The organism is Streptomyces flavofungini (assembly GCF_014650815.1).
Classification (GTDB): domain Bacteria; phylum Actinomycetota; class Actinomycetes; order Streptomycetales; family Streptomycetaceae; genus Streptomyces; species Streptomyces flavofungini.
Window position 1 is genome coordinate 224,394 of the sequence record NZ_BMVR01000002.1, and the last position, 15,107, is coordinate 239,500.

Below are 15,107 nucleotides of genomic sequence, written 5' to 3' on the forward strand. Positions count from 1 at the left end.
CATGAGCGACACTTCCCCCTACGGCTTCGAGCTTGTGCGGCGTGGGTACGACCGCGCTCAGGTGGACGAACGTATCTCCAAGCTCGTCTCCGACCGAGACTCCGCTCTCACCCGAATCACTGCTCTGGAAAAGCGCATCGAGGAACTCCACCTCGAGACGCAGAACGCCCAGGCCCAGGTCGCCGACGCCGAGCCGTCGTACGCCGGTCTGGGTGCCCGCGTCGAGAAGATCCTCCGCCTCGCCGAGGAGGAGGCGAAGGACCTGCGCGAGGAGGCCCGCCGCGCCGCCGAGCAGCACCGTGAGCTCGCGGAGTCGGCGGCCCAGCAGGTGCGCAACGACGCCGAGTCGTTCGCCGCCGAGCGCAAGTCCAAGGCCGAGGACGAGGGCGTCCGCATCGTCGAGAAGGCCAAGGGCGAGGCGAGCGCGCTGCGCGCCGAGGCGCAGAAGGACGCGCAGTCCAAGCGCGAGGAGGCGGACGCCCTCTTCGAGGAGACCCGCGCCAAGGCCGCCCAGGCCGCCGCGGACTTCGAGACGAACCTCGCCAAGCGGCGGGAGCAGTCCGAGCGCGACCTGGCATCGCGTCAGGCCAAGGCCGAGAAGCGCCTCGCGGAGATCGAGCACCGCGCGGAGCAGCTGCGCCTGGAGGCGGAGAAGCTGCGCACGGACGCCGAGCGCCGCGCCCGCCAGACGGTGGAGACGGCACAGCGTCAGGCCGAGGACATCGTCGCGGACGCGAACGCCAAGGCGGACCGGATCCGCAGCGAGTCGGAGCGGGAGCTGGCTGCCCTCACCAACCGCCGCGACTCCATCAACGCCCAGCTGACGAACGTCCGCGAGATGCTCGCGACGCTCACCGGCGCGGCGGTCGCCGCCGCGGGCACGCCCGCGGAGGACGAGCCGATCTCGCGGGGGGTCCCGGCCCAGCAGAGCCGCTGACGCGGAGAGCGCCATCACGGGGTGAACGACGACGAAGCCCCCTGCCACACGAGTGGCAGGGGGCTTCGTCCCGTTTTAGCGTGTGCGCATGATCGAGCTCGAGGGGCTGACCAAGCGGTACGGCGAGAAGGTCGCCGTCAACAACCTCACCTTCACCGTCCACCCGGGCACCGTCACGGGCTTCCTCGGGCCGAACGGCGCGGGCAAGTCGACGACGATGCGGATGATGCTGGGGCTCGACAACCCGACCGCGGGCGACGTGCGCATCGACGGCAAGCACTACGCCCAGCTGAAGGACCCGCTGAAGTACATCGGCGCGCTCCTGGACGCCAAGGCCATGCACGGCGGCCGCAGCGCCTTCAACCACCTGCTGTGCCTCGCGCAGTCCAACGGCATCCCGCGGGCCCGGGTCCACGAGGTCCTGGACACCGTCGGCCTGACCGCGGTCGCCAGGAAGAAGGCCAAGGGCTTCTCGCTCGGCATGGGCCAGCGCCTGGGCATCGCGGGCGCGCTGCTCGGCGACCCCGAGATCCTGATGTTCGACGAGCCGGTCAACGGGCTCGACCCCGAGGGCATCCACTGGATCCGCAACCTGATGAAGTCCCTCGCCGCCCAGGGCCGCACGGTCTTCGTCTCCTCGCACCTGATGAGCGAGATGGCGCTCACCGCCGAGCACCTCGTCGTCATCGGCCAGGGCCGCCTGCTCGCCGACACCTCCATGTCGGACTTCATCCAGCAGAACTCACGGTCCTACGTCCGGCTGCGCTCCCCGCAGCGCGAGCGGCTGCTCGACGTCCTGCACCAGGCCGGGATCACCGCCGTCGAGGCGGGCAACGGCACCCTCGAAGTGGACGGCACCGGTCCCGAGCAGCTCGGTGAGCTGGCCGCGCAGCACCAGCTCGTGCTGCATGAACTCAGCCCGCAGCAGGCCTCGTTGGAGGAAGCGTTCATGCAGCTCACGGCCGAGTCGGTGGAGTACCACGCGCACGCCGACCACCAGGGTCCCGGCGCCGCGGCCCCCGGCCCGACGTCACCTCCCGGCGGGACGCCCCCGGACCCGGGTGCTGGCTGGGGCTCCGGCTGGCAGCAGCCGGGGAAGGGGAACTGAGCCATGGCCGCCACGCAGGTACTCAGGTCGGAGTGGACCAAGATCCGCTCGGTCGCCTCCACCCTCTGGACGCTCGGCCTCGCCGTTGTCGTCACCATCGCCCTCGGCATGCTGATCAGCATCCTGTCCAAGAACGACTACGACAGCCTCAGCCGCGAGGACAAGATCACCTTCGACCCGACGTACACCAGCTTCGCCGGGATGTCGCTCGGCCAGCTCGCGATGATCGTCTTCGGCGTCCTGGTCGTCTCCAACGAGTACAACACCGGCATGATCCGCACCTCGCTCGCGGCGGTCCCGCAGCGCGGCACGTTCCTGTTCAGCAAGGTCACCGTCGCGGCGCTGCTCGCGTTCGCGGTCGGCATCGCCACCAGCTTCCTCGCCTTCTTCCTCGGCCAGGCCATGCTCGGCGAGTACAAGGCCCAGATCGGCGACCCGGGCGTCCTGCGGGCGGTCATCGGCGGCGGGCTCTACATGACCCTCATCGCGATGTTCTCGATGGGCGTCGCCGCGATGCTGCGCAGCCCCATGCTCTCCCTCGGCATCCTGATGCCGTTCTTCTTCCTGATCTCCAGCATCCTCGGCAACGTGAGCGCCACCAAGAAGATCGGCCGCTTCCTCCCCGACCAGGCCGGCAGCAAAATCATGCAGGTCAAGACCCCCTTCGACGACGACACCCCGTACGGCCCCTGGGGCGGCCTCGGCATCATGGTGGCGTGGACGGCGGCGGCACTGCTCGGCGGCTACGTACTACTTAAGAAGCGGGACGCTTAGACGAAGGGCGAGGTTTTACCCGCTCTTGGCTGGAACCGTCAGTTCACAGATATCCTCCTAACCCTTACGGGGGCGTGTGCCCCGACGTCCTGAACCATTCGATGGGTGCGGAGAATGATCGAGGCAGTCGGCCTGACGAAGCGCTACGGCGCCAAGACAGCCGTGTACAACCTTTCCTTCCAGGTGCGGCCCGGCACCGTGACCGGCTTCCTCGGCCCCAACGGGTCCGGCAAGTCGACGACGATGCGCATGATCCTCGGGCTCGACGCGCCCTCGCAGGGGCAGGTGACGATCGGCGGCTACCCCTACCGCAAGCTGCCGAACGCACCCCGCCAGGTCGGCGCGCTGCTCGACGCCAAGGCGGTGCACGGTGGCCGGCACGCCCGCAACCACCTGCTGTGCCTGGCGCAGCTCTCCGGCATCCCCGCGCGGCGCGTGGACGAGGTGCTCGGGGTCGTCGGCCTCCAGGAGGTGGCGCGAAAGCGCTCCAAGGGCTTCTCGCTGGGCATGGGGCAGCGCCTCGGCATCGCCGCCGCGCTGCTCGGCGACCCGCAGGTGCTGCTCTTCGACGAGCCGGTCAACGGCCTCGACCCCGAGGGCATCCTGTGGGTGCGCAACCTGATGAAGTCGCTCGCGGCGGAGGGACGTACCGTCTTCGTCTCCTCGCACCTGATGAGCGAGATGGCGCTCACCGCCGAGCACCTGATCGTCATCGGCCGCGGCCAGCTCCTCGCGGACATGAGCGTCACGGACTTCATCTCGACGAACTCCGCCGACTTCGCCCGGGTGCGCACCCCGGACACCGACCCGCAGCAGCGCGAGAAGCTCACCGCCGCGCTCACCGAGGCCGGCGGCCAGGTGATGCCCGAGCAGGACGGCGGCCTCCGCGTCACCGGCCTGCCGCTCCCCCGCATCAGCGACCTCGCGCACGGTGCGGACGTCCGCCTGTGGGAGCTCTCGCCGCACCAGGCCTCGCTGGAAGAGGCGTACATGCGCATGACGCAGGGCGCCGTCGACTACCGCTCCACCGCCGACCAGCGCGCGGGCCTGCAGCAGCAGCTCCCGCCCGGCGCCATGCCGCAGCCCCAGCTCCCGGTGCCCGGCCAGGGCCAGCCCGGCTGGTACGCCCCGCCGCCGCCCCAGCAGGGCGGCCAGCCCTTCGCGATGCCGCAGGGCACGCCCGCCGACGCGAACCCGTACGCCGCGGCCCCCCAGCCCCCGGCCGCGGCCCCCTCCGCCGCCCCCGAGATGACCAAGAGCGCCACCGACAACGAGGATGCAGCCCGATGACCACGCCTCCGACTCCGCAGCAGCCGCAGGCGCAGCCCCAGCAGGCACCGCAGGCCCCGCAGGCCCCTAACCAGGCGGCCCCGCAGCCCCAGGCCCCCGCGCAGCAGCCCCAACAGGCCTACGCGCACGCCGGTGCCCCCGTGCCGCCCGGCGCCCCGGCCATGGCCGCCGCACCGGCGCCCGCCGCCCCGGCCCCGCCGTCGGCCTGGCAGCAGGCCATGAGCAACGCCTACACCTCGCCGATCCCGATCAAGCGGACCAACCTCGGCCACGCCCTGGCCTCCGAGTGGACGAAGATCAAGTCGGTGCGCTCCACGGTGTGGACGCTGAGCATCTTCCTGATCCTGGTCATCGGCATCGGCCTGCTCGCCGTCGCGAACACGCAGTCCGACGACTACCAGGACGTGCCGTTCACGGTCCCGGCGTTCTTCGGCCTGATGCTCGGCCAGATCTGCCTGATCACCCTGGGCGTCCTGGTGACCTCGTCCGAGTACGGCACCGGCATGATCCGCACCACCTTCACCGCGTCGCCGCAGCGCCACCGCGTCCTGGCGGCGAAGGCCCTGATCTTCTTCGCGATCGCCTTCGTGGCGTCCGCGGGATCGATCCTCCTCGTGGGCCTGATGGCGTCGGGCGCGCACAGCGGCCCGGAGGCGGGCGACATCGCGTGGGGCGGCACGGTCGTCAAGGGCGGCCTGTACGTCTCCCTGCTCGGCGTGCTCGCGCTCGCCGTCGGCTCCATGCTGCGCCACTCCGCCGGTGCGATCACGACGATGCTCGGCGTCGTCCTCGTACCCGCGATCCTGCCGGGCTTCCTCGGCATCTGGGAGAGCACCCAGAAGCTCGGCGAGAAGATGGGCGACTACAACGCCATCAACTCGCTCGCCGCGATCTTCCAGATCGACGGCCCCGACAGCAGCACCGGCAGCTCGCAGCTGGTGCTGCTCATCGTGATCACGGCCGCCGCCGTCGTCGGCGCCTTCGCCCTCCTGGAGAAGCGCGACGTGTGACCGCGCCGCCCCATCGGACGGGCCCTAGTACCTCGGCGCGTTACGGGACCGCTGCACCCGCGTGGTGCGGCGGTCCTTCGCGTTCCAGCACGCCGTGTGCCAGTGCCTGCGCTCGTCCACGCCCGAGTGCTCGGGCCAGGCGACGACGTGCGCGAGGCCGGAGCGGATCTCCTGGTCGCAGCCGGGGCAGCGGTAGGTCTTGCCGGCCGCACCGGCGCCCGCGACATGGCGCACGCTCCAGTCCTCGCCCTGCCAGCTCTCGGCGCGCTGGAAGCCGCCGTAGCGGCCGGAGGGCTCCGTGGGCTCGGCGGCCTGGCCCGAACTGGGCTCTCCGGCGCCCTTGGGGCGGTTGCGACGCGGCGACACGGGACACCTCACGAGGGGGACGAGGGCTGGGCTGGGCTGTGCTGGGCTTGGCCGGGCCGGAGACCGACAGCGGACGGGCCTGTGTCCAGCCTACGCACCGTACAGAGGGGTAGACGTCCGCCACCAACCCCCACAGATCCCCCCTGCGCCGCACAGAAAATCTGCCAATCCGCCCGCGAAGCCGTGCCTTTGGCACTTGTCACGCGTTGTTGCCGGTAGGGGAGTGCCTGCGTCGGTGCCAAGGAGGCAGGAAGTTCGATGCGTTTAGGAAGTTTTGTGCTGGCCGCCCAGTTCCCGGGCCAGGGCCACGGGGAAGCACTGCACCGTGCCGTGCGGTCCGTCGAAGTCGCCGAGGAAGCGGGCCTGGAATCGGCCTGGCTCGCCGAACACCACTTCGTGCCGTACGGCACCTGTCCCTCCGCGATCACGCTCGCGGCCCTGCTGCTCGGACGCACCCGACGCATCCGCGTCGGCACCGCGGTGAGTGTGCTGCCCACCGTCCACCCCGTGGCCCTGGGCGAACAGGCCGCGCTGCTGCACATCACCTCCGGCGGGCGCTTCTCGCTGGGCGTGGGGCGCGGCGGCCCCTGGGTGGACCTGGAGGTCTTCGGCTCGGGCATCGAGGCGTACGAGAAGGGGTTCCCGGAATCCCTCGACCTGCTCCTGAGCTGGCTCAGCGGGGCGGGCCGGGTGGCGGGCCCCGGCGGCCGCTTCGCCTTCCGTGACGTCGCGGTCGTGCCGCGCCCGACGGAGTCCTTCGGCGCCTCCTCGGCCCCGTTCCCCGACCTTCCCGCGCCCGCGGAGCCGGACCAGCCCGGCCCGTCGGCGGGCCCCGAGGTGGTCGTCGCGTGCACCTCGCCGTCCAGCGTCCGGCTCGCCGCGGCCCGCGGTCTGCCGATGCTGCTCGGCATGCACGCGGGCGACGAGGAGAAGGCCGAAATGGTGGCGTTGTGGAACAGGCACGCGCGCGCCGCAGGGCGCACACCGGAGGAGGTGGCGCGCGCCGCGCACGTCTCGGCCGGGGTCGCGCAGATCGCGGACCGGCGCGTGGAGGCCAGCGAGACGCTCACAAAGGCCATGCCGGGCTGGCTGAAGTACGGCCTCGACGCCCATGTCACGGTCGACGGCCGCGTTCGCGCCATGCGCGACCCGCTCGGGTACACGGAACTGCTGTGCGGCATCCACCCCGTGGGGACCCCGCAGGTGTGCGCGGACCGCCTCGCGGCGACCTCGGAGCGCACCGGTATCACGCGCTTCGCATTGCTCGTGGAGGGCTCCGGCGACCTCGCGACGACGGAGGAGAACGTACGCCGTCTGGGCACGGAAGTACTGCCGCAGCTCACCTGAGACCCGCTGTGGCCGGATGCCCGGTTTCGATGGCCCCGTTCGACGGGGCGAACGCCGTATGAGGGGCTGCCGCCCCGGACTGAAACACCTCCCGCGTACGGAGCGGCAGCAACTGTCCTCAGCAGTCGCGAAGCTCAGGCGACTGATTCAGCAACTGGCCACGGATCGAGGTGAACTTGGCCAGCCTGTCGTCTGCGGAGCCGTCCAGCGGGAACACCGCCACACGGTGGCAGTTCTGGAACGCCAGACGGACCCCGAAGTGGCGCTGCAGGGCGCCGCGAATCGCGTCACTCGCGAGCGCGCGCAGCAACTGACCACGCGCCTGCTCGTCCGGCGGCGGCGTCTGGTTGTCGGCGAACTCGCCGCCGTCGACCTTCAGCTGGGCCACCAGTGAGCTGACCATCTCCCACGCATAAGGCAGGGAGGTCCGGACGCAGTCGACGAATGCTGCTTCGTCGACCTCGCCTCGCTCGGCCTGTTCCAACAGTGCCGGTGAGACGTCGAGCGACATGGGTTCTCCTCTCGCACCCCCAGGGAGCAGGGGCTCACGGACAGGGAAGGAGCTCGCATACGCAGCGTGCACGTGCGACGACCTCCTGCTTATACGGTAGGCAACGGCTCGGTAGGGCACCAGGAGATTGGGCGCATAACCGGCCAGGATCGAACGGGTTCATCGCTGGACAAGTGGTGCGGCCGAAGGGCCTGTGGAGCCGTGCGTGACCCACGGAATTCGCCGCACCACCCCGCGTCGAGTAGCGTTGCCGACCATGCGTCTCGTCATCGCCCGCTGCTCCGTGGACTACGCGGGCCGGCTCACCGCCCACCTCCCGTCGGCCCCCCGCCTGATCCTCGTCAAGGCGGACGGAAGCGTCTCCATTCACGCTGACGACCGGGCCTACAAGCCCCTCAACTGGATGTCGCCGCCGTGCACCCTGAAGGAGGGCTCCGGCGACGACGCCGGTGTGTGGACCGTCATCAACAAGGCGGGCGAGAAGCTCATCATCACGATGGAGGAAGTCCTCCACGACTCCTCGCACGAACTGGGTGTCGACCCGGGTCTCATCAAGGACGGCGTGGAAGCACACCTTCAGGAGCTGCTCGCCGACCGGATCGAGACACTCGGTGAGGGATATACGCTGATCCGCCGCGAGTACATGACCGCGATCGGCCCGGTCGACATCCTCTGCCGCGACGCCGACGGGCAGACGGTCGCCGTCGAGATCAAGCGCCGCGGCGAGATCGACGGCGTCGAGCAACTCACCCGCTATCTGGAGCTGTTGAACCGCGACCCGCACCTGTCTCCGGTCAAGGGCATCTTCGCCGCCCAGGAGATCAAGCCGCAGGCGCGCGTGCTCGCCACCGACCGAGGCATCGGCTGCGCCGTCCTCGACTACGACGCGCTGCGCGGCATCGAGGACGACAAGCTCCGCCTGTTCTGAACCGCCCGCCCCACGACCGGGGCGACGCATGAAGGGGCCGGACTCCCTGGGGAGTCCGGCCCCTTCATGCGTGCGTGCGCGTCCGCGGGGCGTGACCCGTTCGCGGGCGCGCCCCCAGCTGTCCGTACACCTCCGTCAGCGCGTACGACCCGTCAGATCACCGTCGACGACCCGGCCCCCGCCGTCCCGCCCGTCCCCGAGTCGGAGGCGGCCGGGCTGGACGACGCCGGTCCGCTCGCCGAGTCGGAGGTGTCCGGCGAGGACGGCTGCGTCGACGGGGTGGTCGGCGGCGGGGTCGTCGGGGGCGTCGTCGGCGGGGTGGTGGGCGGCTTCGTCGGCGGAGTCGTGGGGGGCTTCGTCGGCGGCTTCGTGGGCTTGGTGGGCTTGTCCGTGGGCTTGGTCGGCTTGTCGGTCGGCTTGGTCGGCTTGTCCGACGGCTTCGTCGGCTTGCCGCTCGGCTTGTCCGACGGGTCCTTCGGATCGTCGCTCTCCGAGGGCCTGCCGCTCGTCCCCGGCTTCGGGTCGTCGGAGGTGCCGGGCACGCCGTCCTGGCCGGGGTCGGCCGGGCCCGCCGTGGAGCCGTCGCTCGGCTTGTCCGCGCCGATCCCGCCGCCGTCGTCGTCCGCGCTGGCCGACTGGTCGGTGCGCACCCGGTCGGGCGGCCCGTCGTCCTTGTCGGAGGTCGCGCCGAGCGTCACCACCGTGCCGAGCACCGCGACGAGCAGCGCGCCCGCCCCGGCCGCGACCAGGTTGCGCCGCGTACCGCGCACGATCGAGCGGCGCCTCGATCCGGCGCCGTTGCCGGAACCACCGCCGGAACCCCCGGCACCCGCCCCGGAGACGGCCTGCCGGGTGACGACTGTGTCGGCCTCCGGAGGCGGCGGCGCGGGCAGCGCGAACGCCGCGGGGATGCCGCCGGGCGGCGACGCCGACTCCTCGTACCGGGCGTCGGGCACCTCCTCGCCCGCCGTGGCGTGGCCGTCCGGCAGCAGGGCGCCGGAGCGGTCGGCGACCAGGGCGAGGGCCCTGCGGCCCGCGATCATGCCGCGCTTGTCGGCGAGGGCGCCGCGCAGCCCGATGGAGGCCTCCAGCTCGGCGCGGGCCCGGTCGAGGCGTCCGGCGCAGAGCGCGAGGATGCCCAACTCGTGGTGGAAGTAGGCCTCTTCGGCGACCTCGCCGGAGGTGCGTGCGGCTTCCTGGCCGGACCGCAGGGCCCGCTCCCAGGCGCCCCAGTGCAGTCCCCCGGCGAAGGCGGGCGCGGCCGTGCGGGCGAGCAGCACCGCGGCGGACGGCTCGCTGCCGCCGCTGTCGGCCCCGGTGGCGGGGCCGTTGACCAGGGCGGTGAGCGCGGCGAGGACCGTGTCGGCTTCGGCGGCGACCCGCTCGGGGGCGACCGAGGGGTGTCCGGACCACCAGGCGTAGTGCCGGGCGGCGGACTGGGCGTTCGCGGCGGCGTCGTCGGCGTACCCGGCGCCCTCCAGTTGGGTGCGCACCCCGGCCGCGAGGCGGTAGTGGCCGCCGACCGGGGTGACGAGGGCGCAGTCGACCAGTTCGGCGAGCGCGGCGTCGGCATGGGTGTCGCCGACGAGCGCGGGCAGGTGGGCCGGGTGCGGCAGTTCACCGCCGAGCGCGACGGCGATCCGCAGCGTGGCGCGCGCGGACGCGCTGAGGCGGGAGGCGAGGAGCGCGGCGGGCGCGGCACCGTCGGCGAGGGACGGCAGCGGTACGTCGGCGCCGTCGAAGGGCGCGTCCTGGGCCGCGGCGCCGGGGTTCTCGTACGCGTCGTACTCGTCGAAGGCGCCCGGGTCGGCGAGCAGCCGGTCGCGCTGCCGCAGCAGGGCCCCGGCCTGGACGAAGCGCAGCGGCAGGCCCTCGGACTCGAACCACAGGTCCCCGGCCCAGTTGGCCTCGTCGTCGGTGAGGACGCGGCCGACGACGCGCTCCAGGAGCTCCAGGCCGCCGCCGCGGCCGAGCCCGCCGAGGAAGACCTCTTCGAGGTGGGACTCGGGCGAGGGCGCGGCGATGTCGGGCGTCGCGGCGACGAGGAAGGCGCACTCGGGCGTCGCGTCCAGGAGCTCTTCGAGGGCGGCGCCGCCGAACTCCAGGTCGTCGAGGACGACGACGGCGCCGATGTCGCGGAGCAGCTCGCGCAGCAGGGGCCGGTCGGGGCGGTGCAGGGGCGCGTCGTGGACGGCGGCGAAGAGGTCGTACAGGAGGTCGCTGACGGAGCGGTGGTAGCCGCTGAGGCGGATCACGCCGTCGGGGGCGAGGTCCGCGCAGTCGTCGGCGACGGCGCCGAGGAGCGCCGTGCGGCCGGATCCCGCGGGTCCGGTGAGGCGCACGGAGCGGCCGCGGGCGAGGAGGCGCACCAGGCGCTCGCGTTCCTCCTGCCGTTCGAGCAGCGGCAGGCGGGGCAGGGCGGGGCCCGGCGGTACGGGCGGCTGGGCGGCGCGGCGGCGTTCGGCGCGCTCGACGGCGGAGTGCTTGGGCGGGTGTCCGGGCTGCTCCCCCGGCGGGCAGGGCTCTATCTCGCTGCCGTCGACGGGGTTCACGGTGAGCAGGAAGTCGCCGGACACCACTTGGACGGTGCGGGCGACGGCGGGCGGCCCGAAGTCGGCACCGGCAGGACCGCCCGCGGCGGGCGGGCCCGGTGGGGCGTCCTGGGGCGCGTGCTGCTCGTGCGCCGCCGCGCTGTCGGCGTGGGTGCCCTCGTGGCCGATCCCCGCGTCGTCGTGGCCGTACTCTTCTGGTCCCCGGTTCATCGGGTCCATGGTCTCAGCCCCCCAGATGCGTCGTGTGCGAAGCCCCCTCCGGCCCCAGCACACCGCGCTGTCGCTTCTGGTCCGGTGCCTCCCGTGCGGGTTCGTCTCTCGGCAGGCGACCGAACCCTAAACCGTCCTCAGTATCCCCGCCGATGGCGGGGTACCGCCCGGTCCGAGACGTCACAGTCTCGTGAGGATTGTGCGTGAGGGAGCACTCCCGCCCCCCTCGCGCGGCTTATACGCGAGGGAGGGATTCGACCCCGATGCCGCCTTCGATGGCGAGGATGCGGTGGAGCCGGGTGGCGACGAGGAGGCGCTGCATCTGCGGGGGCACGCCGCGCAGTACGAGGCGGCGGCCGCAGCGTCCGGCGCGGCGGTGCGCGCCCATGATGACGCCGAGTCCCGTGGCGTCCCACGAGTCGAGTTCGGACAGGTCGAGCACCAGGTCGCCGGCGCCGTCGTCGACGGCCGAGTGCAGGACCGTACGGGCGTCCGCCGCGCTGCGTACGTCGAGGCGTCCCCCGACGACCAGCTGGGCCTGGTCGCCCCTGATGTGCATATGCGCTCCCCAAGAGTGCGGTGTCGTATGTGGCGCCTGTGCCGCGAGGCGTCTGTGTATGTCACAGCAACTGACTGCCGCTCGGGTACGGAAGTTGCCGTCTGTAAGCGAACCGATACCGAATTCACCCCGAGGGGTGATCCCAGGAGGCGTACAGGCGTCGGTATCCGCCGTCAGTGCTTGTAGAAGCCCTGCCCGCTCTTGCGCCCGATGTCACCGGCGTCAACCATCCGGCGCATCAGCTCCGGCGGGGCGAACTTCTCGTCCTGGGACTCCGTGTAGATGTTGTCGGTGGCGTGCAGCAGGATGTCGACGCCGGTGAGGTCGGCGGTGGCGAGCGGGCCCATGGCGTGGCCGAAGCCCAGCTTGCAGGCGATGTCGATGTCCTCGGCGCTGGCGACGCCCGACTCGTAGAGCTTGGCGGCCTCGACGACGAGCGCCGCGATGAGCCGGGTGGTGACGAAGCCGGCGACGTCGCGGTTGACGACGATGCAGGTCTTGCCGACGGACTCGGCGAACTCACGGGTGGCGGCGAGGGTTTCGTCGCTCGTCTTGTAGCCGCGGACCAGCTCGCAGAGCTGCATCATCGGCACCGGCGAGAAGAAGTGGGCGCCGACGACCCGCTCCGGACGGTCCGTCACGGCCGCGATCTTCGTGATCGGGATGGCGGAGGTGTTGGAGGCGAGCACGGTGTCGTCGCGCACGATCTTGTCGAGCGTACGGAAGATCTCGTGCTTGACCTCGAGCTTCTCGAACACGGCCTCGACCACGATGTCCGCGTCGGCGGCGGCGTCCAGGTCGGTGGTGGTCGTGATGCGGCCGAGCGCGGCTTCGGCGTCGGCGGCGGCGAGCTTGCCCTTGCTGACGAACTTCTCGTACGAGGCCTTGATGCCGTCGGTGCCGCGGGTCAGCGCCTCGTCGGTGACGTCGCGCAGGACGACGTCCCAGCCCGCCTGTGCGGATACCTGGGCGATCCCGGACCCCATGAGTCCGGCTCCGATGACGGCGAGCTTCCGTGCCACGTTACGACTCCCCTTACTTACCGACGACTGAGCGCTTACACGCTGTTTACGTATCGCTCTGGCCCGGACATTAGCGCTCACAGCCGCTCAGGGGACCGCTAAGAGACGCACGCCACGTCCCATTTGACGGACATCACACCGGGAGGGGTCCCCGGGGGGTCGTCAGGGCGTCATGTGGCCGTGCGGATCCCGTAGTTGAGGACCTGCTCGCCGAGCAGCTCCTCCAGTTCGTCGAGCAGATCGAGGGCCTCGCGGGAGACCTCCGCGGGCACCCGGCGCCGCGCCATCTCGGCGCCGATCCAGGCGAAGACGGTGCCGTACGCCCAGCCGAGCTGGCCCGCGACGAGCTCGGGGAGGCGGCCGGGGACCGGGCCCGCCTCCGCGCGCAGGGTGGCCTCCAGGTCCGTGAGGGTCTCCTGGCGCAGGGCCCAGAGGCGGGAGCGCAGGGCGGGCGACGCGGTGATGACCTCCATGAAGTCGGCGTACCCGTCGAAGAGCCCGACGGTCGGCGAGACGCCCTCGACGAGGACGCGCAGCTCGCGCAGGACGGCGTCGGCGGGCGACTCCCCCACGCGGCGGCCGCGCACCCACCGGGAGAGCCGGTCGACCATGTCCAGGCCGCGGTCGAGGAACAGGTCCTCCTTGGCGGGGAAGTAGTTGTAGACCGTGTTGACCGAGACGTCCGCGGCGTCCGCGATCTCGGCGACGGTCACGGCGTCGAACCCGCGCTCCAGGATCAGACCCGTCGCGATGTCCGAGATCCGCTGCCTGGTCTGGCGCTTCTTGCGCTCCCGAAGTCCCTCAGCCATGCCCCCATCGTAGCTTTGTTGGGTTCGATGAAAACTTGGGGGCGTTGCAAAATTTCAGTGGCTCTGTTTTTGTACTCCTCATGGCGATCATCAGCACGGCCGGACTGGCCAAGACGTTCACGACGAAGGCGGGCCCCGTGGCGGCCGTGCGCGGCATCGACCTGACCGTCGCCCCCGGCGAGATCCTCGGCTTCCTCGGCCCGAACGGCGCGGGCAAGACGACCACGCTGCGCATGCTCACCACGCTCCTCCCGCCCACCGGCGGCGCCGCCACCGTCGCGGGCTTCGACCTCGCCCGCGAGCCCGCCGCCGTGCGCGGCCGGATCGGGTACGTGGCCCAGTCCGGCGGCGTCGACCTGAACATCTCGCTGCGCGAGGAGCTGGTCACCCAGGGACGGCTCTACCGCCTGCCGAAAGCCGAAGCCGTCGCCCGCGCCGAGGAGTTGGCCCGCGACCTGGGCCTCACCGACCTGCTCGACCGCAAGTGCGCCGCCCTCTCCGGCGGCCAGCGGCGACGGCTCGACATCGCCATGGGCCTGATGCACCGCCCCGCGATCCTCTTCCTCGACGAACCGACGACCGGCCTGGACCCCGGCGCCCGCGCCGACCTCTGGGACCTGGTGCGCCGCCTGCGCGCCGACCACGGCACGACCGTGTTCCTGACGACGCACTATCTGGACGAGGCGGACGCCCTGGCCGACCGGATCGTCGTCGTGGACGAGGGCGTCGTGGTCGCCGACGGCACCCCGAGCGCCCTCAAGCTCCAGTACGCGGGCTCGGCCGAGGCCGCACTCCAGCACGCGTTCCTCGCCATCACCGGCCGTGGCCCGGCCCCCGCCGACCGCACCCCGGTCGCCGTCTAGAGCCTCGCCGACCCATCGGACAGGCCCTGGCCGCCTCCCCTACGACCTCAGGACTCCCCATGCCCGCGCTCCTCTCCGACACCGCCCTGGTCTTCGGCCGCTACGCCCGCCAGACCCTGCGCTCCAAGTTCCAGATGCTCTTCGGCGTGCTCACGCCGCTGCTCTACCTGCTCTTCTTCGGGCCGCTGCTCACCGACCTGCCACTGGGCTCGCGCGGCGACTCCTGGCAGGTCCTTGTGCCGGGGCTGCTGCTCCAGCTCGGCCTCTTCGGGGCGACGTTCAGCGGGTTCGCGATCATCATCGAGAAGCAGTTCGGGGTGGTGGAGCGGATGCGGGTGACGCCGGTGAGCAGGCTCGCGCTGCTGCTCGGGCGGGTGCTGCGGGACGCGACGCTGTTCGTGTTCCAGGCGGTGCTCCTGGTCCTCGCGGCGCTCGTCATGGGGCTGCGGGCGCCGGTCGCGGGCGTGCTCATCGGCTTCGCGTTCGTGGGCGTCCTGACGCTGTCGCTGGCCGCGCTCTCGTACTCCCTGGCCCTGAAGGTCTCCAAGCCGCACGAGTTCGGGCCCGTGGTGAACGCGGTGAGCATGCCGTCCACGCTGCTGTCCGGCCTGATGCTGCCGATGGCCCTCGCGCCGGGCTGGCTGGACGTCCTGTCGCACTTCATGCCGTTCCGCTATCTCGTGGACGCGGTGCGGGCGGCCTACGTGGGCGACTACGCGAGCGGTGCGGTGCTGTACGGCGTGGTGACGGCCGCCGCGTTCGCCGCGCTGTCCGTGATGGTCGGCACACGCGTCTTCCGCACGGCCGGGGCCTAACTACTC

At 71.8% G+C, this 15,107-nt stretch carries 15 protein-coding genes; 9 read left to right on the forward strand and 6 right to left on the reverse strand.

The window, feature by feature from the left end; translation table 11 throughout:
- Position 1: 1 nt before the first annotated feature.
- The 5 genes from IE274_RS04780 to IE274_RS04800 all read left to right on the forward strand — a co-directional run bounded on the left by IE274_RS04780 (position 2) and on the right by IE274_RS04800 (position 5,119).
- Complete coding sequence (locus tag IE274_RS04780; RefSeq protein ID WP_030361235.1) at positions 2-937, forward strand: coiled-coil domain-containing protein; 936 nt, start codon at positions 2-4, stop codon at positions 935-937.
- 88 nt (positions 938-1,025) lie between these two features.
- Complete coding sequence (locus IE274_RS04785) at positions 1,026-2,045, forward strand: ABC transporter ATP-binding protein (RefSeq protein WP_190114309.1); 1,020 nt, start codon at positions 1,026-1,028, stop codon at positions 2,043-2,045.
- A gap of 3 nt (positions 2,046-2,048) precedes the next feature.
- On the forward strand, positions 2,049-2,819 hold the full coding sequence (locus IE274_RS04790) for an ABC transporter permease (RefSeq protein WP_190114310.1): 771 nt from the start codon (positions 2,049-2,051) through the stop codon (positions 2,817-2,819).
- A gap of 114 nt (positions 2,820-2,933) precedes the next feature.
- Entirely contained in the window at positions 2,934-4,109 is a 1,176-nt protein-coding gene (locus tag IE274_RS04795; RefSeq protein WP_190114311.1) for an ABC transporter ATP-binding protein, read from the forward strand.
- Positions 4,110-4,270: 161 nt separating this feature from the next.
- Complete coding sequence (locus IE274_RS04800) at positions 4,271-5,119, forward strand: ABC-2 transporter permease family protein (RefSeq protein ID WP_372446985.1); 849 nt, start codon at positions 4,271-4,273, stop codon at positions 5,117-5,119.
- Between the two features lie 24 nt (positions 5,120-5,143).
- Here the strand turns inward: IE274_RS04800 and IE274_RS04805 are convergent, their stop codons facing one another.
- Complete coding sequence (locus IE274_RS04805) at positions 5,144-5,485, reverse strand: Rv1322 family protein (protein ID WP_190114312.1); 342 nt, start codon at positions 5,483-5,485, stop codon at positions 5,144-5,146.
- Between the two features lie 258 nt (positions 5,486-5,743).
- Here IE274_RS04805 and IE274_RS04810 point away from each other — a divergent pair, with 258 nt between their 5' ends.
- Positions 5,744-6,832 (forward strand): LLM class flavin-dependent oxidoreductase, encoded by a 1,089-nt coding sequence (locus tag IE274_RS04810; RefSeq protein ID WP_190114313.1) that lies wholly within the window; start codon positions 5,744-5,746, stop codon positions 6,830-6,832.
- 118 nt (positions 6,833-6,950) lie between these two features.
- Here IE274_RS04810 and IE274_RS04815 read toward each other — a convergent pair whose 3' ends face one another.
- A complete protein-coding gene (locus tag IE274_RS04815; RefSeq protein WP_016643275.1) occupies positions 6,951-7,343 on the reverse strand; it encodes an SCO5389 family protein in 393 nt (130 codons plus the stop codon).
- Positions 7,344-7,599: 256 nt separating this feature from the next.
- Between IE274_RS04815 and nucS the strand changes: the two genes are divergently transcribed.
- Entirely contained in the window at positions 7,600-8,271 is a 672-nt protein-coding gene (nucS, locus tag IE274_RS04820) for an endonuclease NucS (RefSeq protein WP_190114314.1), read from the forward strand.
- 152 nt (positions 8,272-8,423) lie between these two features.
- Here nucS and IE274_RS04825 read toward each other — a convergent pair whose 3' ends face one another.
- The 4 genes from IE274_RS04825 to IE274_RS04840 all read right to left on the reverse strand — a co-directional run bounded on the left by IE274_RS04825 (position 8,424) and on the right by IE274_RS04840 (position 13,423).
- Complete coding sequence (locus IE274_RS04825) at positions 8,424-11,042, reverse strand: ATP-binding protein (RefSeq protein WP_190114315.1); 2,619 nt, start codon at positions 11,040-11,042, stop codon at positions 8,424-8,426.
- A 226-nt stretch (positions 11,043-11,268) separates the two neighbouring features.
- Entirely contained in the window at positions 11,269-11,592 is a 324-nt protein-coding gene (locus IE274_RS04830) for an STAS domain-containing protein (RefSeq protein WP_030361223.1), read from the reverse strand.
- A gap of 173 nt (positions 11,593-11,765) precedes the next feature.
- Positions 11,766-12,614, reverse strand: a complete 849-nt coding sequence (locus tag IE274_RS04835) for a 3-hydroxyacyl-CoA dehydrogenase family protein (RefSeq protein ID WP_190114316.1) — start codon at positions 12,612-12,614, stop codon at positions 11,766-11,768.
- A gap of 170 nt (positions 12,615-12,784) precedes the next feature.
- The gene (locus tag IE274_RS04840) at positions 12,785-13,423 is read right to left on the reverse strand and encodes a TetR/AcrR family transcriptional regulator (protein ID WP_190114317.1); all 639 of its coding nucleotides are present in this window, start codon (positions 13,421-13,423) and stop codon (positions 12,785-12,787) included.
- Positions 13,424-13,503: 80 nt separating this feature from the next.
- Between IE274_RS04840 and IE274_RS04845 the strand changes: the two genes are divergently transcribed.
- Together IE274_RS04845 and IE274_RS04850 are read left to right on the forward strand one after the other, a co-directional pair.
- Positions 13,504-14,286 (forward strand): ABC transporter ATP-binding protein, encoded by a 783-nt coding sequence (locus IE274_RS04845; RefSeq protein ID WP_190114318.1) that lies wholly within the window; start codon positions 13,504-13,506, stop codon positions 14,284-14,286.
- 59 nt (positions 14,287-14,345) lie between these two features.
- Complete coding sequence (locus tag IE274_RS04850; RefSeq protein ID WP_190114319.1) at positions 14,346-15,101, forward strand: ABC transporter permease; 756 nt, start codon at positions 14,346-14,348, stop codon at positions 15,099-15,101.
- Positions 15,102-15,107 lie beyond the last annotated feature (6 nt).